The organism is Streptomyces monomycini (assembly GCF_022271435.1).
Classification (GTDB): domain Bacteria; phylum Actinomycetota; class Actinomycetes; order Streptomycetales; family Streptomycetaceae; genus Streptomyces; species Streptomyces monomycini.
In genome coordinates, this window is sequence record NZ_JAFIQY010000009.1 from 118,979 (window position 1) to 135,690 (window position 16,712).

Sequence of the window (16,712 nt, forward strand, 5' to 3'; positions counted from 1 at the left end):
AGCCGGGAGCCCCCGGTTCACCGAGAGATCCTGGGTGACGTACACGGTGCCGTGGGGGCACCCCCGGCCGGAGGCTGGGGGAGAGTGACCCCTGCGGGGCCCCGAGCCCCCACCCACCGGCCCTACCGCGCACGACGCGAGCCCCCACCAACCCCCAAGCTCAGAAAATCATGCAGGCGTGCTTGATTGTTTCTGGCCGCACTGTCACGCTCGGACCCGCAACGCGTACCGCATGAGTCAACGTGCCCTGCCCGCACGGCAGATGGCCGACGAGGGGAGTGCCGCGTGTCCGACGCCGAGGCCGTACTGGCCGATCTGAGGGACGAAGGGGACGCGCTCGACGCGTTGGTCGGCGGGCTCGCGCCGGAGCGGTGGGCGGTGCCGACCCCGGCCGAGGGGTGGACCGTCGCCCACCAGATCGGGCATCTGGCCTGGACCGATCGGCAGGCGCTGTTGTCCGCGACGGATCCTGCGGCCTTTCAGGACGCCGTTCAGCGGGCCCTGGCCGCTCCCGCGACCTTTGTCGACGAGGGGGCGGCGGAGGAAGCGCAGGCGCCGCCCGATCGCCTGCTGGCCCGTTGGCGGGCGGGGCGGGGTGAGTTGCGAGAGGTGCTTGCCGCGCGGCCCCCGGGGGAGAAACTTCCCTGGTACGGGCCGCCCATGAGCGTCGCTTCGGTGGCCACCGGGCGGCTGATGGAGACCTGGGCGCACGGCCAGGACGTCGCCGACGCACTCGGGGTGACGCGTGAACCCACGGCGCGGCTGCGGCACGTGGCCCGCATCGGAGTGCGGGCGCGGAACTTCGCGTACGCGGCGCATGGGCTGACCGCTCCGGAGGAGGAGTTCCGGGTCGAGTTGCGTGCGCCCGGGGGTGGTGTCTGGGCGTACGGGCCGGAGGACGCGGCTCAGCGGGTGAGTGGGGACGCGCTCGGGTTCTGTTTGCTGGTGACTCAGCGCGCCCACCGTGACGATGTGGACGTACGGGCGGACGGGGCGGATGCCGACCGCTGGCTGGGTATCGCCCAGGCGTTCGCCGGTCCGCCGGGTAAGGGGCGGGAGCCGGGCGGCAGGGGGAGTGGGCGGTGAACGCCGGTGGGGAGGTGTTGCGGGTCGGCAATGCCTCCGGCTTCTACGGGGATCGCTTCGACGCCGTACGGGAGATGCTCACCGGCGGGCCGTTGGATGTGCTGACCGGCGACTACCTCGCTGAGCTGACCATGCTGATCCTGGGCCGCGACCGGCTCAAGGACCCCGCGCGCGGCTATGCGAGGACGTTCCTGCGGCAGTTGGAGGAGAGCCTGGGGCTGGCTGTCGAGCGTGGGGTGCGGATCGTCACCAATGCCGGAGGGCTCAATCCTGCCGGGCTGGCCGATGGTGTCCGGGAGTTGGCGGACCGGCTGGGTGTGACGGTCCGGGTGGCTCATGTGGAGGGTGACGATCTCATGGCCCGGTACGCCGGGCGTGCGGGTGTGGTCACGGCCCATGCCTATCTGGGCGGCGAGGGCATCGCCGCGTGTCTGCGGGCCGGTGCCGATGTGGTCGTGACCGGCCGGGTCACGGATGCCGCGCTGGTCAGCGGGGTGGCAGCGGCGCATTTCGGCTGGGCGCCCACTGATCACGACCGGTTGGCCGGCGCGGTCGTGGCGGGGCATGTGCTGGAGTGCGGTACCCAGGCCACCGGCGGCAACTACGCGTTCTTCGCCGCCCACGACCTTCGCCGGCCCGGCTTTCCGGTCGCCGAGATCGCCGCCGACGGGTCCTCGGTGATCACCAAGCATGCCGGTACGGGCGGGGCGGTGACCGTCGGCACCGTTACTGCGCAGTTGCTCTATGAGACGGCCGGCGCGCGCTACGCGGGGCCGGATGTGACGGCGCGACTGGACACGGTGTGTCTGACGGAGGTCGGGCCGGACCGGGTGCGGATCGACGGGGTGCGGGGTGAGGCGCCGCCGCCGACGGTGAAGGTGGGGCTGACCCGGCTCGGTGGGTGGCGCAACGCGGTCACGTTCGTGCTGACGGGCTTGGCCATCGAGGCCAAGGCCGCCTTGGTCAAGGGGCAGATGGAAGCGGCTTTCGCAGCTGCTGGGCACCGTCCGGCTTCCGTGGAGTGGACGTTGGCCCGGACCGATCATGTGGATGCCGCCGTTCAGGAGGAGGCGAGCGCGCTGCTGCGGCTGGTGGTGCGGGACGCCGATCAGGGCGCCGTGGGGCGGGTGGTCAGCGGGGCGGCGATCGAGCTGGCGCTCGGCAGCATTCCTGGGTTCCATGTGACGGCGCCGCCGGGCAAGGGGGAGCCGTACGGTGTGTTCGAGGCGGAGTACGTGGACGCGGCTGGTGTGCCGCATGTCGCCGTGCTGCCTGATGGTGGTCGTGTCGAGGTGCCGCCGCCTGCGCAGACGTGTGGGCTGGTGCCGCTGCCCGGCCCCGCTCTGCCCGAGCCCCTCGTCCACGGCGGCCGGACGCGCCGGGCGCCGCTCGGTCTGGTGGCCGGTGCTCGCAGTGGGGACAAGGGCGGTTCGGCGAACGTCGGGGTGTGGGTCCGTACGGACGCGGCGTGGCGTTGGCTGGTGCATGAGCTGACCGTTGAGCGGCTCCGGGAACTGCTGCCGGAGACGGCCGGCTTGCCGGTCACGCGTCACGTGTTGGCCAACTTGCTCTCGCTCAATTTCGTGATCGACGGCCTGCTCGGCGCGGGCGTCGCCGCGCAGGCCCGCTTCGACCCGCAGGCCAAGGCCGTGGGGGAGTGGCTGCGCGCCCGCCACCTGGACATACCGGAGGTGTTGTGGTGACCGTGCTCGGCAGCCGGCTGGACCCGTCAGGGCCGGAGTACGTGGCGAACCGGGAGGCGATGCTCGACAAACTGAGGGGAGTCGAGGCCGAGCATGCCAAGGCCATCGGCGGGGGTGGCGCGAAGTACGTCGAGCGGCATCGCAAGCGCGGCAAGCTGCTCGCCCGTGAGCGTATCGAGCTGCTGCTCGACCCGGACACGCCGTTTCTGGAGCTGTCGCCGCTGGCCGCCTGGGGCAGCGACTATCCGGTGGGCGCGTCGCTGGTCACCGGCATCGGGGTGATCGAGGGGGTGGAGTGCCTGGTCACGGCCAACGATCCGACCGTACGGGGCGGGGCCAGCAACCCCTGGACGCTGAAGAAGGCGCTGCGCGCCAACGAGATCGCGTTCGCCAACCGGCTGCCCGTCGTGTCGCTGGTGGAGTCCGGGGGTGCGGATCTGCCCAGTCAGAAGGAGATCTTCATTCCGGGGGGTGCGCTGTTCAAGGACATCACCCGGTTGTCCGCGGCCGGTGTCCCGACCGTGGCCGTGGTGTTCGGCAATTCGACGGCGGGCGGCGCGTACATCCCGGGCATGTCCGACCACGTGATCATGGTCAAGGAGCGGGCGAAGGTCTTCCTCGGCGGGCCGCCGCTGGTCAAGATGGCCACCGGTGAGGAGAGCGACGACGAGTCGCTGGGCGGCGCCGAGATGCACGCCCGTACCTCCGGGCTCGCGGACTACTTCGCCGTGGACGAGCCGGACGCGCTGCGCCAGGCGCGTCGCGTCGTCGCCCGGTTGAACTGGCGGAAGGCGCATGCCGATCCGGGGGTCGTCGAGCCGCCCAAGTACGACGAGGAGGAACTGCTGGGCATCGTGCCCGGTGACCTCAAGGCGCCCTTCGATCCCCGCGAGGTCGTCGCCCGTGTGGTGGACGGGTCGGACTTCGACGAGTTCAAGCCGCTGTACGGGCCGAGCCTGGTCACCGGCTGGGCCGAGCTGCACGGCTACCCGGTCGGCGTCCTCGCCAACGCGCAGGGCGTGCTGTTCAGCGAAGAGTCGCAGAAGGCCGCGCAGTTCATCCAGCTCGCCAACCAGCGTGACATCCCGCTGGTCTTCCTGCACAACACCACCGGCTACATGGTCGGCAAGGAGTACGAGCAGGGCGGCATCATCAAGCACGGCGCGATGATGATCAACGCGGTCAGCAACTCGCGGGTGCCGCATCTGTCCGTGCTCATGGGGGCGAGCTACGGCGCCGGGCACTACGGCATGTGCGGCCGCGCCTACGACCCGCGCTTCCTGTTCGCCTGGCCCAGCGCCAAGTCCGCCGTGATGGGGCCGCAGCAGCTGGCCGGGGTGCTGTCGATCGTGGCGCGTGCTTCCGCCGCCGCCAAGGGGCAGCCGTACGACGACGAGGCGGACGCCGGGCTGCGCGCCATGGTGGAGCAGCAGATCGAGTCCGAGTCGCTGCCGATGTTCCTGTCCGGGCGGCTGTACGACGACGGCGTCATCGACCCGCGCGACACCCGCACCGTCCTCGGCCTGTGCCTGTCCGCCCTGCACACCGCCCCTGTCGAGGGCGCGCGCGGCGGCTTCGGCGTCTTCCGGATGTGAGGAACCAGTGATCTCTTCCCTCCTCGTCGCCAACCGTGGCGAGATCGCCCGCCGCATCTTCCGCACCTGCCGGGAGCTGGGCATCGCGACGGTGGCCGTCTACTCCGACGCGGACGCCGACGCGCCGCACGTCCGCGAGGCCGACACCGCCGTACGCCTCCCGGGCAGCGCCCCGGCCGACACGTACCTGCGCGGCGACCTGATCGTGAAGGCCGCGCTCGCCGCCGGTGCCGACGCCGTCCATCCCGGTTACGGCTTCCTCTCCGAGAGCGCCGGGTTCGCCGCGGACGTCGCCGACGCGGGCCTGGTCTGGGTCGGTCCGCCGCCCGCCGCCATCGAGGCCATGGCCTCGAAGACGCGCGCCAAGGAACTGATGGCGGCGGCCGGGGTGCCGCTGCTCGCTCCCGTCGATCCGGAGCGGGCGACCGCTGCCGACTTGCCGTTGCTGGTCAAGGCGGCGGCTGGTGGCGGTGGGCGCGGTATGCGGGTCGTACGGGAACTGGCCGAGCTGCCGGGAGCGATGGCGGCGGCGCGGGCCGAGGCCGCGTCGGCGTTCGGGGACGGTGAGGTGTTCGCCGAGCCGTACGTCGTCGGCGGGCGGCACGTCGAGGTGCAGGTCCTTGCGGATGCCTACGGGGTCGTCTGGACGCTCGGTACGCGGGACTGTTCTCTTCAGCGTCGGCATCAGAAAGTCGTCGAGGAGGCCCCCGCTCCCGGCCTCTCCGACGAGCTGCGCGCCACCCTGCACGCGGCGGCCGCCGATGCCGCCAGGACCATCGGCTACCGGGGCGCGGGCACGGTCGAATTCCTCGTTTCCGGTACTGGCCACGCTCACTTTCTGGAGATGAACACCCGCCTCCAGGTGGAGCATCCGGTCACCGAGGCCGTGTACGGCGTCGATCTGGTCGCCCTGCAAGTACGGGTGGCCGAGGGGGAGGCGCTGCCGGAGGCGCCGCCCGCGCCGCGCGGGCACGCCGTCGAGGCCCGGCTGTACGCCGAGGACCCGGCGGCGGACTGGCAGCCGCAGACCGGCACGCTGCACCACTTGTCCGTGCCCGGCGGCGTGCGGCTCGACTCGGGCGTGGCCGACGGCTGCGTCATCGGCGTCCATTACGATCCGATGCTCGCCAAGGTCATCGCCTGGGCGCCGAGCCGCGCCGAGGCCGTACGGAAGCTGGCGGGCGCGCTGGAACGGGCCCGTGTGCACGGCCCGGTCACCAACCGCGACCTGCTCGTACGGTCCCTGCGGCACCCCGAGTTCGCCACCGCGACCGGCCTGGACACCGGGTTCTACGACCGCAACCTGGGCGGGCTGACGGAGGCCCCGGACGCCACGGTCACCGGCCTGTGCGCGCTGGCCGCCGCCCTCGCCGACGCGCACGGCCGGTCCCGCTTCGGCGGCTTCCGCAACGTACCGTCGCAGCCGCAGACCAGGACGTACGCCTGCGGCGGCAGCGAGCACGAAATCCGCTATGCGGTGGAGCGTGACGGGCTGCACGCCGAGGACTTCCCTGGCGTACGGCTGCTGTCGGCTGCGCCCGGGCGGGTCGTGCTGGAAGTGGGCGGCGTGCGTCGCGAGTTCACGGTCGGCCGTTACGGCGACCAGGTCTTCGTGGACTCCGCCGCGGGCTCCCGCGCCCTCACCGCCCGGCCCCGCTTCCCCGACCCCACCGCCCGTACGGAACCGGGGTCGCTGCTCGCCCCGATGCCCGGCACGGTCGTCCGGGTGGCCGACGGCCTGGCCGAGGGCGACCGCGTCGAAGCCGGGGCGCCGCTGCTCTGGCTGGAGGCGATGAAGATGGAACACAAGATCACCGCGCCCGTCTCCGGCACGCTGACCGCCCTGCACGTCAAGGCCGGCCAGCAGGTCGAGGTCGGCACGCCGCTGGCCGTCGTCACCGAGTGAGAGCCGCGGTCCGCGATCTGAGATCCGGGCGCCGAAGTCCCCGCGTGACGTCCTCCTCCCCCTCCGAAGGAGTCCCCGTGAGCAACCCCGTGATCGAGACCGAGGAACACCGCGCCCTCCGCGCGTCCGTCGCCGCGCTCGGCAGGCGCTACGGACGTGAGTACTTCGCGCGCGTCGTCGCCGAGGGCAAGCACACCGACGAGCTGTGGACCGAGGCCGCGAAGCTCGGCTACCTGGGCGTGAACCTGCCCGAGGAGTACGGCGGCGGGGGCGGCGGCATCGCCGAACTCTCCATCGTGCTGGAGGAGCTGGGCGCGGCCGGCTGCCCGCTGCTCATGCTCGTCGTCTCACCCGCCATCTGCGGCACGGTCATCGCCCGCTTCGGCACCGAGGAACAGCAGCGGGCCTGGCTGCCCGGCCTCGCCGACGGCTCCCGCAAGATGGCCTTCGGCATCACCGAACCGGACGCCGGCTCCAACTCGCACCGCATCACCACCACCGCCCGCCGGGACCCGGACACCGGGGAGTGGGTCCTCAACGGGCGCAAGGTCTTCATATCGGGGGTGGACATCGCCGACGCCACCCTGATCGTCGGCCGCACCGAGGACGCCCGTACCGGCAAGCTCAAGGCGTGCCTGTTCATCGTCCCGCGCGACGCCCCCGGGTTCGGGCGCAGCCGGATCGCGATGGAACTGGCTGCTCCGGAGAAGCAGTTCGAGCTGACGCTGGACGACGTACGGCTGCCTGCGGACGCCCTGGTGGGCGACGAGGACGCCGGGCTGCTCCAGCTCTTCGCCGGGCTCAACCCGGAGCGCATCATGACCGCCGCGTTCGCGCTCGGCATGGGCCGGTACGCGGTCGAGCGGGCCGTGGACTACGCCCGTACCCGGCAGGTCTGGAAGGAGCCCATCGGTGCCCACCAGGCCGTCGCCCACCCCCTCGCCCAGGTCCACATCGAACTGGAACTGGCCAGGCTGATGATGCAGAAGGCCGCCCACCTGTACGACGCGGGCGACGACATCGGCGCGGGCGAGGCCGCCAACATGGCCAAGTACGCGGCGGCGGAGGCGGCCGTGCGGGCCGTGGACCAGGCCGTGCACACCCTCGGCGGCAACGGCCTCACCCACGAGTACGGCCTCGCCACACTGATCACCGCGGCCCGGGTGGCGCGGATCGCGCCGGTCAGCCGGGAGATGATCCTCAATTACGTCTCCCACCAGAGCCTCGGACTGCCGAAGTCCTACTGACCGGGCCGGGCGCGGCATCGCGGTCGCCGTACTGACAACCGCACCGGCAACCGCGATGCTGCACGCACACGGACAGGCGCCCGCCCGCGACCCGTACCGGCCCGGACGCGCGCCGCTGCTGAGGGGATGGCCATGGTCTTTCACAGTGAGTACGCCGATGTCGCGCCCGTGGACCTGCCGATCCACGAAGCCGTACTGGGGCGGTCGGCCGCCGAGCACGCCGCGCTGCCCGCCCTGATCGACGGCCAGGACGGCACCACGGTCAGCTACGCCGAACTCGACGGCGCCACGCGACGGATCGCCGCCGCCCTGGCCGACGCCGGAGTACGCGCCGGTGACGTGCTCGCCCTGCACAGCCCCAACACGATCGCCTACCCGGCCGTCTTCTACGCCGCCTCACGCTGCGGCGCGGCCGTCACCACCGTCCACCCCCTGGCCACCTCCGGCGAGTTCGCCCAGCAGCTGCGCGACTCCGGCGCCAACTGGATCGTCACCGTGTCCCCGCTGCTGGAGACGGCCCGCAGCGCCGCCGAACAGGCGGGCGGCATCACCGAGGTGTTCGTCTGCGACGGCGCCGTGGGGCACCGCTCCGTACGCGACATGCTCGCCTCCACCGCCCCCGAACCCGCCGTGCCCATCGACCCGGCGCGCGACGTGGCCGTCCTGCCGTACTCCTCCGGCACCACCGGAACGCCCAAAGGCGTCATGCTCACCCACCGCTCCATCGCCACCAACCTCGCCCAGCTCGACCGGCTGGTCAGCAGCGGCCCGGGTGAGCGTGTGCTGGCGGTGTTGCCGTTCTTTCACATCTACGGTTTGACGTCCCTGATGAACGCCCCGCTGCGCAACGGCTCCACCGTCGTCGTGCTGCCCCGCTTCGACCTCGAACACTTCCTGCGCACGATCGAGAAGTACCGGGTCAACGCGGTGTACGTGGCTCCGCCCATCGTCCTGGCCCTGGCCAAGCACCCGTCCGTCGTCCAGTACGACCTGTCCTCGCTCGACTACGTCGTCAGCGCGGCCGCCCCGCTGGACGCCCGGCTGGCCGAGGCCTGCGCCCGCCGCCTGGGTATCCCGCCCGTCATGCAGGCGTACGGGATGACCGAGCTGTCGCCCGGTACTCATGTCGTGCCGCTCGGTGCCGTGGACGTGCCGCCCGGCACGGTCGGCAAGCTGCTGCCGGGCACCGAGATGCGCATCCGCTGCCTGGACGCCGACAAGGATCTCGGCACCGGTGAGAGCGGCGAGATCCTCATCCGTGGCCCGCAGGTCATGAAGGGCTACCTCGGGCGTCCGGCGGAGACCGACGCGCTGATCGACGCGGACGGCTGGCTGCACACCGGCGACATCGGGCAGGTGGACGCGGACGGCTGGCTGTACGTCGTCGACCGCGTCAAAGAGCTGATCAAGTACAAGGGCTACCAGGTCGCCCCGGCCGACCTCGAAGCGGTGCTGCTCGCCCACGAGGGCATCGCGGACGCCGCGGTGATCGGCGTCACCGACGCGGACGGCAACGAGATCCCCAAGGCGTACGTCGTACGGCGGCACGGTGAGCCGGGGGCCCGGCTCACCGAGGACGACGTCATCACGTACGTTGCCGGGCAGGTCGCCCCGTACAAGAAAGTACGGCGGGTGGAGTTCACGGACACCGTGCCCCGCGCCGCCACCGGCAAGATCCTGCGGCGCGAACTGCGCGCCAGGGAAAGGAGTTCCACGGCCTCATGACCGACGCCACACCGGACGCCTCACCGGACGCCCCGCCCGTTGCCGCACCGCTGGTACGGCGCACCCACGAGCGGGGCGTCACCACCCTCACCCTCGACTCCCCGCACAACCGCAACGCGCTCTCCCGGCGCCTGGTGGCCGAACTCCACGCGGCGCTGGCGGCCGCGGCGGCCAGTGACGACATCCGGGCCGTGCTGCTCACGCACACCGGGACGACGTTCTGCGCGGGCGCCGACCTCTCGGAGGCGACGGAGGAGGCGGCCACCGGCACCGACGCGACCGCCTCCGGGCCCCTCGGCCTCGTCCGTCTCCTGCGTACCGTCATCGAACTCCCCAAGCCCGTCGTCGCCAAGGTCACCGGCCACGTACGGGCCGGCGGCCTCGGCCTTCTGGGCGCCTGCGACCTGTCCGTGGCGGGCCCCGGCGCCACCTTCGCCTTCACCGAGGCCCGCCTCGGCCTCGCACCGGCCGTCATCTCCATGCCGCTGCTGCCCCGTATGGACCCGCGGGCCGCCGCCCGCTACTACCTCACCGGCGAGCGGTTCGACGCCGCCGAGGCGGCCCGTACCGGCCTGGTGACGCTGGCCGCCGACGATCCGGAGGCCGCGCTGGAACCGGTCCTGGCCGGGTTGCGCAAGGGCTCCCCGCAGGGCCTGGCGGAGTCCAAAGCCCTGGTCACGGCCGAGGTGCTGCGCGTCTTCGACCGTGACACCGCGGCCCTCGCGGACACCTCGGCCCGTCTCTTCGCCTCCGACGAGGCCCGGGAGGGCATGACCGCCTTCCTCCAGCGCAGGGAACCGTCATGGGCACGGTGACCCGCGCGCGCGACCCCAAGGAACCGCAGCAGGAACGCAGCCGCGCCACCCGCCGCGCGCTTCTGGAGGCGGCCGTCTCCTGCCTCGCCGAACGGGGCTGGAGCGGCAGCACGGTCTCCGTCGTCGCGGAACGGGCGGGCGTCTCGCGGGGGGCCGCCCAGCATCACTTCCGTACGCGGGAAGACCTGTTCACGGCGGCCGTCGAACACGTCGCGGAGAAGCGCCAGGGCGCGCTCAAGGCCGTCGCGCACGACCTGCCGCCCGCCGGGTCCGCCGCCCGTACACGCATCGTCGTCGAGGAGATCGTCAATCTCTACACGGGCCCTCTCTTCCGCGCCGCCCTGCACCTGTGGGTGGCCGCCTCCGACGAGGAGCCGCTACGGGACCGGGTCACCGCCCTGGAGGCCCGCGTCGGCCGGGAGGCGCACCGTACGGCGGTCGGGCTCCTGGGCGCGGACGAGTCGGTCTCCGGCGTCCGTGAGACCGTGCAGGGACTTCTCGACATGTCCCGGGGGCTCGGTCTGGCCACGCTCCTCACGGACGACAAGGCGCGCCGGGACCGTGTGGTGACGCAGTGGGCGCGCATTCTGGACACGGTGTTGAACGGGGGCGGTCAGCCGCCGTCGTAGGGCTGCCCGTCGGGGGCGGGGTCGGCATCGGCGTACGCGGTGAGGCGGCGGGCCAGCGCGCGTACGAGATCCCGCAGCTCATCGGGGCGCTCGATGACGAACGGGCGGTCCAGCGCGGCCAGTACGGGCGGGAGCCAGTCCAGCCGCTCGGCCCGGACACGGACGCGCACCCAACCGGTTCCGTCCTCGGACAGTGCGGCGATCCCGGCCGGGAGCCGGTCGCGAAGGTGCTCGACGCCGGCGCGGACGCGCACCGACACGTCATGGGTCCAGGGCGTGCGGGCGAGATGGTCGAGAACGGTCGCCGCCGGGTCGAAACCGTCCGGGACATCGAACGAACCGGACAGCGGGCGGACCCAGGCGATCCGGTCCAGCCGGAAGATCCGCATCTCCCCGCCGTCCCGGCCGGCCCCGGTCAGGTACCACCGCCCGGAGTGCGCCACGAGCCCGTACGGCAGGACCGTACGGGCGCTGTCGCCGCCCTTGCGGTCGGTGTACGCGAACGCCACCGGCCGCCGCCCGCGTACGGCCTCGGCGAGTTCGAGCAGCACCGCCGCCTGCGGAGGGGTGGCGGGACGGGGCCGGTCGGTGAAGTCCGCCGTCTCCAGCAGCGCCTCCAGCCGCTGTCGCAGCGCCACGGGCAGCACCCGCCGCACCTTCGCCGCGGCGCTCTCGCCGGCCGCCGCGGAGGCCCCCGGGACGGCCCCCGGCCCGCCGCGCCGCCCCGAGAGCAGGCCGAGCAGGACGGCCAGGGCCTCCTCGTCGGTGAGCATCAGCGGGGGCATGCGGTAGCCGGGGGCGAGCCGGTAGCCGCCGTAGCGGCCGCGCACCGCGTCGACGGGGATGTCGAGATTCAGCAGATGGGCGACGTAGCGGCGGACGGTGCGCTCGTCGACGCCGAGGCGGGCGGCGAGGTCGGGGACGGTACGGGTGCCGCCGCCCTGAAGGATCTCCAGCAGGGCGAGCACCCGGGCGGTGGTCGAAGTGGTCACACCCGAAAGTCTGGCGCCTATACCGGGCGGAACCTGTCCGGTATTGCTCCTAGCGTGGGCGATGCCCGGCGACACCCGTCGATCCGGGCCCCTCTCCCGCCCAGCCAGGAAGCCGCACCATGAACTTCGTCTCCCTCCGCGTGATCACCGACGACGTCGCCCGCCTCGTCGCCTTCTACGAGCGCGTCACCGGCACCCCGGCGGCCTGGTCGGCCCCCGAGTTCGCCGAACTCCGTACGGAGTCGGGCACGCTGGCGATCGCCGGCAGCCGCACGGTGGCCCTGTTCGGCGAGGGCACCGCGCGGGCCGCCGCCAACCACTCGGTGATCACCGAGTTCCGCGTCGGCGACGTCGACGCGGAACACCGGCGACTGGCGGCCCACGGCTGCACGTTCGTCCAGGAGCCGACGACCATGCCGTGGGGCAACCGCTCCCTGCTCCTCCGGGACCCCGACGGCAACCTGGTCAACCTCTTCACCCCGGTCACCGAGGACGCCGTACGGCGCCAGGAGCGCCCGGCCCCTCAGGCGGGCAGCGTGTAGCCCTCCACGGCCTCCGGCCCGCGCGGCCCGGGGCCCACGTACTTGGCCGACGGCCGGACCAGGCGGCCCGTGCGCTTCTGCTCCAGGATGTGCGCGCTCCAGCCCGCCGTGCGGGCGCACGTGAACATCGACGTGAACATGTGCGCCGGGACCTCCGCGAAGTCCAGCACGATCGCGGCCCAGAACTCCACGTTCGTCGCCAGGACCCGGTCCGGACGCCGGTTGTGCAGCTCCTCCAGGGCGGCCTTCTCCAGCGCCTCCGCCACCTCGAAGCGCGGCGCGCCCAGCTCACGGGCGGTGCGCCGCAGCACTCGGGCGCGCGGGTCCTCGGCCCGGTACACCCGGTGGCCGAAGCCCATCAGCCGCTCGCCGCGGTCCAGCGCCTGCTTCACGTACGCCGTCGCGTCCCCGGTCCGCTCGATCTCCTCGATCATGCCGAGGACCCGGGACGGCGCGCCGCCGTGCAGCGGCCCGGACATCGCGCCGACCGCGCCGGACAGCGCGGCCGCCACGTCGGCGCCGGTCGAGGCGATGACGCGGGCCGTGAAGGTGGACGCGTTCATGCCGTGCTCGGCCGCCGACGTCCAGTACGCGTCGACCGCCGCGACGTGCTTGGGGTCCGGCTCGCCGCGCCAGCGCTTCATGAAGCGCTCGACGATCGTGCCGGCCTTGTCGATCTCCTTCTGCGGCACCATCGGCAGGCCCTGCCCGCGCGCCGACTGCGCGACGTACGACAGCGCCATGACCGCGGCCCGCGCCAGCTCGTCGCGGGCGGTCTCCACGTCCGTGTCCAGCAGCGGTTTCAGGCCCCAGACGGGCGCGAGCATGGCCAGCGCGGACTGGACGTCCACCCGGATGTCACCCGAGTGGACCGGGATCGGGAACGGCTCGGCCGGGGGCAGTCCCGGGTTGAACGACCCGTCGACCAGCAGTCCCCACACGTTCCCGAAGGAGACCTTGCCGACCAGGTCCTCGATGTCGACGCCCCGGTAGCGCAGCGCGCCGCCTTCCTTGTCCGGTTCGGCGATCTCCGTCTCGAACGCGACGACTCCTTCGAGTCCGGGTACGAAGTCGGACATCAGGCGGCTCCTCAAGATGTGGACGACATGCGGCTCATGACCAAGATGCCGTGCGGGCGAGAACTGTCAGGTCAGGCTGGTCGGGTCGGGCGTTTCGGGCGGGTCGGGCCGGCGGTGCGGTGGACGCCGTCCGGAAGTCCGCCGCGGTGGCCGGCCGGCGGACGGCGCCGGTGGGATCACCGGTTCCGCGGGCCGCTCCGGGCGTCGGACGACGGGTCCGGGCGCCGGTCCGGTTACGCGGCCGTCCCTGCGGCTCGCGGTCCGTACCGGTCACTCCCGTCATGCCCCGCGCGGGCGTTGGTCACCCGACCGGCACCCGTGGCTTCCCGCCCGGAGCACGTCACTTCGATCACTTCAGGGCGGACACGATATCCCGCGCCGCCCGTGCGCCACAGTGGTGCGCGGCACGATTTTGGCCGGTCCGGTACGTACCGGGAAGGGTGAGATCCGGCACACCGGACGATTCGCTGAAGGAAGGGTTACGGCACGGCGGCCAAGGGCAGACTTCCCTGCCACCCGGCTGCCCCAACAGGCCCGCATGCTGCAAGATGTGGCCGTGCACTCCGCCGACACGCCCACCCCGGACCCGCTCGATCCCTCCGCCATGCGGGCGCAGTACCGCGCCGAGGGACTCACCGAGACAGAACTCGCCCCCAGCCCCTACGACCAGTTCGCGCGCTGGTTCAAGGAGGCGGCCACCAGCGGACTGCACGAGCCGAACGCGATGGTCGTCTCGACCGCCGACGCCGCGGGCCGCCCCAGCTCAAGGACCGTGCTGCTCAAGCGGTTCGACGAGCGCGGCTTTGTCTTCTTCACCAACTACGGCAGCCGCAAGGGCCGCGACCTGGCGGAGAACCCGTACGTCGCGCTGCTCTTCCCCTGGCACCCGCTGGCCCGGCAGGTCATCGTGACCGGGACGGCCGCCCGGATCGGCCGCGACGAGACCGCCGCGTACTTCCGTACCCGCCCGCACGGCTCCCAGCTCGGCGCCTGGGCCAGCGACCAGTCCACACCGGTCGCCTCCCGCGCCGAACTGGGACGCGCCTACGACGACCTGGCGGCCCGCTACCCCGAAGGCGAGCAGGTACCGGCGCCGCCGCACTGGGGCGGCGTACGGGTCGCCGCGGAGACCGTCGAGTTCTGGCAGGGCCGGGAGAACCGCCTGCACGACCGGCTGCGGTACGAGCGGGAGGGCGCGGGGGAGGGCTGGTCCGTCGTACGGCTCGCGCCCTGAGGAGCCGTACGGCTCGCGCCTGAGGAGCGGCGGGTACGGGGGCGCGTCCGTGCCCGCGCCCTGAGGAGCGGCGGGAACGGGCCCGCGCGTCCGTGCCCGGAGACGCAGACGACCCGCGGGCTGCTTCCCCCGCGCCTGGGGCGCGAAGGGGCCGGTCGGACGAACCGGCAGCCCGCGGGTCGGGTGACTGCTGGGAATTGGCCGGCTGCACAGCTGGTTCCTGTGCTGGTCCGGCGCTGCACACTGAGTGCGACGACGGGCCGCTAGCCCGCAGTCACCTCACGCGTCCGGTGCGAAATCATCTGCCGAACCACCTCCCTTCTCGTGTGCCTCACACCCTAGGAACCGGTCCGGCGGCCGCACAACCGAATTTCGGCGGCAGGGATTTGAGGGATTTCCCCGAATGGGGTGTGGTCCGCGTCACGTTCCAGTTGAATGATCCGGCGTGCAGCACGTACGGCCGCGTTCGTAGGGGGTGCCAGTGGCTGCTTCGTCTTCGTCGTCCTCCTCCTCGTCCTCATCGTCGTCATCGTCTTCGTCGTCGTCCTCGTCGCGCGGCTTCGAGCCCGTACCGCCCGGCGGGCCGGGCGGGGGAGCGGACCGGGGCGGCCCGCCGCCGGACGGCGGGTGCGCGGACGGGTGCTCCGACGCGGACCAGGACCCGCAGCCGGACAGTGACGACTCCGGCCTGCTCGCCGCCCTGCTCGACGGGATGGACGCCGCGCTGTGCGCCTTCGGCGCGGACGGCTCGGTCACGCACTGGAACCGCGAGGCGGAACGCATCCTCGGCTGGACGGCGGACGAGGCGGTCGGCCGCCCGGGACTGGCCGGCTGGGCGGTCCGCAAGGAGGACGCCGACGAGGTGGAGGCCCGCCTGCTGGCGGCGTCCCGCTCGCCCGGGCGCCAGGTCCACGAGTTCGCGCTGCTGACCAAGGACGGGCGCCGCGTCCTGGTCCGCACCCAGTCCTCCGCGGTGCTCGGGCCCGACGGCCGGGCGGCCGGCGTGTACTGCGCGTTCAGCGAGGTGCACACCCAGATCGACCTGGAACGCTCCATCGCGCTGAGCGAGGCGCTCTTCGTGGACGCCTCCTGGGCCGTGGTGCTGGTCGACGCCGACCTGCGGCCCGCGGTCGTCAACGCGCACGCCGCACGCGCCCTGGGCATGGGCCGTACGGCCGTGCTCGGGCGCCCGCTGGGCGATCTGCTGACCCAGGGCGTGGAGGAGCTGGAGAGCGCCCTGACGCACGTCCTCGCCGAAGGCACCCCGCCTGCCGCCGCCGAACTGTGGGTGACCCTCCGGTCCGACGAGGCCGAAGCGACCCGCCGGTGCTGGCGCAGCGGCTTCGTACGGCTGGCCTCGCCCCTGGCGGAGGAGCCCGTACCGCTCGGCGTGGGCTGGCTCTTCCAGGACGTCACCGACGCCAAGCGCACGGAACAGGAGAGCGCCCTGCTGCGCTTCCGCGCCCAGCAGCTGCACCGGGCGGGCCGGGCCGCGGGCGAGTGCGAGGACGCGGCGGAGGCGGCGGCGGTCCACCTGGACTTCGCCCTGGCGGGGTTCGCCGATCACGGGCTGGTCGACGTGGTGCGGGGCGGGACCGGCGAGGACGGCGGAGCCGGGGAGGGGAGCGGGCTCGGCGCCCCTCCGGACAGCGCGACCGCCCTCGTACGGGCCATCGCCTCACCCGCCGGCGCGCCCGGCCCCTCCGAGGCGGTCCCGCCGACCGGCATCCCGGTGGCCTACGGGGCGGGCCACCCGGCCGCGCAGGCGCTGGAACGGTGCGGCTCGGTACGGGCCGGCGCGGGCCCGGCGGTCGCGGAGGGCTGGGCCGCGGCCCGCAAGTGGCCGGACGGCACCGTGAACGGCCTGTGCGTGGTGCTGCGCAGCCGGGGGCGGACGCTGGGCGTGGTGACGTTCCTGCGCGGGCCCTCACGGCGCCCCTTCGACCGCGCGGACGCGGCGTACGCGGAGGACGTCGCCTCCCGGATCGCCGCGGCGCTGGATCTGGCGGGCGGGGTGGCCGGGCGCTGACGCGGGCGGAGGGGCCGGCGGGACTGGGGGCTGGCGGTCTTGGGGGGCCTGGCGGCCTCGGGGGGGCCTGGCGGGGCCTGAGGGACTGGTGGGGGCCGGTGGCGACCGCCGCGCCCGTGCCCCGTCCCCG

General features: G+C 73.1%; 13 protein-coding genes. 11 read left to right on the forward strand and 2 right to left on the reverse strand.

The features are described from left to right. The first annotated feature begins 285 nt into the window (after window positions 1-285). The 8 genes from JXZ78_RS13960 to JXZ78_RS13995 all read left to right on the forward strand — a co-directional run bounded on the left by JXZ78_RS13960 (window position 286) and on the right by JXZ78_RS13995 (window position 10,706). On the forward strand, window positions 286-1,086 hold the full coding sequence (locus tag JXZ78_RS13960; RefSeq protein ID WP_030019923.1) for a TIGR03084 family metal-binding protein: 801 nt from the start codon (window positions 286-288) through the stop codon (window positions 1,084-1,086). After that, window positions 1,083-2,789, forward strand: a complete 1,707-nt coding sequence (locus tag JXZ78_RS13965; RefSeq protein ID WP_030019922.1) for an acyclic terpene utilization AtuA family protein — start codon at window positions 1,083-1,085, stop codon at window positions 2,787-2,789. Before JXZ78_RS13960 ends, JXZ78_RS13965 begins: the two co-directional genes overlap by 4 nt. Further along, window positions 2,786-4,384 (forward strand): acyl-CoA carboxylase subunit beta, encoded by a 1,599-nt coding sequence (locus tag JXZ78_RS13970; RefSeq protein WP_030019921.1) that lies wholly within the window; start codon window positions 2,786-2,788, stop codon window positions 4,382-4,384. Before JXZ78_RS13965 ends, JXZ78_RS13970 begins: the two co-directional genes overlap by 4 nt. A 7-nt stretch (window positions 4,385-4,391) precedes the next feature. Continuing rightward, window positions 4,392-6,290 carry an acetyl/propionyl/methylcrotonyl-CoA carboxylase subunit alpha gene (locus JXZ78_RS13975; RefSeq protein ID WP_030019920.1) on the forward strand — a complete coding sequence of 633 codons (1,899 nt, stop codon included), beginning with the start codon at window positions 4,392-4,394 and terminating at the stop codon, window positions 6,288-6,290. 77 nt (window positions 6,291-6,367) lie between these two features. Next, complete coding sequence (locus JXZ78_RS13980; RefSeq protein ID WP_030019919.1) at window positions 6,368-7,537, forward strand: acyl-CoA dehydrogenase family protein; 1,170 nt, start codon at window positions 6,368-6,370, stop codon at window positions 7,535-7,537. A gap of 132 nt (window positions 7,538-7,669) precedes the next feature. Further along, on the forward strand, window positions 7,670-9,262 hold the full coding sequence (locus tag JXZ78_RS13985; protein ID WP_030019918.1) for a 4-coumarate--CoA ligase family protein: 1,593 nt from the start codon (window positions 7,670-7,672) through the stop codon (window positions 9,260-9,262). Next, entirely contained in the window at window positions 9,259-10,077 is an 819-nt protein-coding gene (locus tag JXZ78_RS13990) for an enoyl-CoA hydratase family protein (protein WP_030019917.1), read from the forward strand. The genes JXZ78_RS13985 and JXZ78_RS13990 overlap by 4 nt, the downstream gene beginning before the upstream one ends. Next, window positions 10,065-10,706 carry a TetR/AcrR family transcriptional regulator gene (locus JXZ78_RS13995; RefSeq protein ID WP_030019916.1) on the forward strand — a complete coding sequence of 214 codons (642 nt, stop codon included), beginning with the start codon at window positions 10,065-10,067 and terminating at the stop codon, window positions 10,704-10,706. The genes JXZ78_RS13990 and JXZ78_RS13995 overlap by 13 nt, the downstream gene beginning before the upstream one ends. On the opposite strand, the gene JXZ78_RS14000 is transcribed toward JXZ78_RS13995, so the two are convergent. Then, a complete protein-coding gene (locus tag JXZ78_RS14000) occupies window positions 10,691-11,698 on the reverse strand; it encodes a helix-turn-helix transcriptional regulator (RefSeq protein ID WP_238783093.1) in 1,008 nt (335 codons plus the stop codon). The two genes, JXZ78_RS13995 and JXZ78_RS14000, sit on opposite strands and share 16 nt — an antisense overlap. 119 nt (window positions 11,699-11,817) lie before the next feature. Between JXZ78_RS14000 and JXZ78_RS14005 the strand changes: the two genes are divergently transcribed. Then, window positions 11,818-12,240, forward strand: a complete 423-nt coding sequence (locus JXZ78_RS14005; RefSeq protein WP_030019914.1) for a VOC family protein — start codon at window positions 11,818-11,820, stop codon at window positions 12,238-12,240. On the opposite strand, the gene JXZ78_RS14010 is transcribed toward JXZ78_RS14005, so the two are convergent. Beyond that, window positions 12,222-13,319 (reverse strand): citrate synthase 2, encoded by a 1,098-nt coding sequence (locus JXZ78_RS14010; protein WP_030019913.1) that lies wholly within the window; start codon window positions 13,317-13,319, stop codon window positions 12,222-12,224. The two genes, JXZ78_RS14005 and JXZ78_RS14010, sit on opposite strands and share 19 nt — an antisense overlap. 604 nt (window positions 13,320-13,923) lie before the next feature. On the opposite strand from JXZ78_RS14010, the gene pdxH reads away from it, so the two are divergent. Together pdxH and JXZ78_RS14020 are read left to right on the forward strand one after the other, a co-directional pair. Further along, entirely contained in the window at window positions 13,924-14,553 is a 630-nt protein-coding gene (gene pdxH, locus JXZ78_RS14015) for a pyridoxamine 5'-phosphate oxidase (protein WP_033037646.1), read from the forward strand. Window positions 14,554-15,241: 688 nt separating this feature from the next. After that, the gene (locus tag JXZ78_RS14020) at window positions 15,242-16,582 is read left to right on the forward strand and encodes a PAS domain-containing protein (RefSeq protein ID WP_078624221.1); all 1,341 of its coding nucleotides are present in this window, start codon (window positions 15,242-15,244) and stop codon (window positions 16,580-16,582) included. The last annotated feature ends 130 nt before the right edge of the window (window positions 16,583-16,712 follow it).

What these genes read in the sequence shown, in the direction of transcription:
- JXZ78_RS13985 (WP_030019918.1), top strand. Translation starts at nt 7,670, where the DNA reads ATGGTCTTTCACAGTGAGTACGCCGATGTCGCGCCCGTGGACCTGCCG.
- JXZ78_RS13990 (WP_030019917.1), top strand. Translation starts at nt 9,259, where the DNA reads ATGACCGACGCCACACCGGACGCCTCACCGGACGCCCCGCCCGTTGCC.
- JXZ78_RS13995 (WP_030019916.1), top strand. Translation starts at nt 10,065, where the DNA reads ATGGGCACGGTGACCCGCGCGCGCGACCCCAAGGAACCGCAGCAGGAA.
- JXZ78_RS14005 (WP_030019914.1), top strand. Translation starts at nt 11,818, where the DNA reads ATGAACTTCGTCTCCCTCCGCGTGATCACCGACGACGTCGCCCGCCTC.
- JXZ78_RS14010 (WP_030019913.1), bottom strand. Translation starts at nt 13,319, where the DNA reads ATGTCCGACTTCGTACCCGGACTCGAAGGAGTCGTCGCGTTCGAGACG.
- pdxH (WP_033037646.1), top strand. Translation starts at nt 13,924, where the DNA reads ATGCGGGCGCAGTACCGCGCCGAGGGACTCACCGAGACAGAACTCGCC.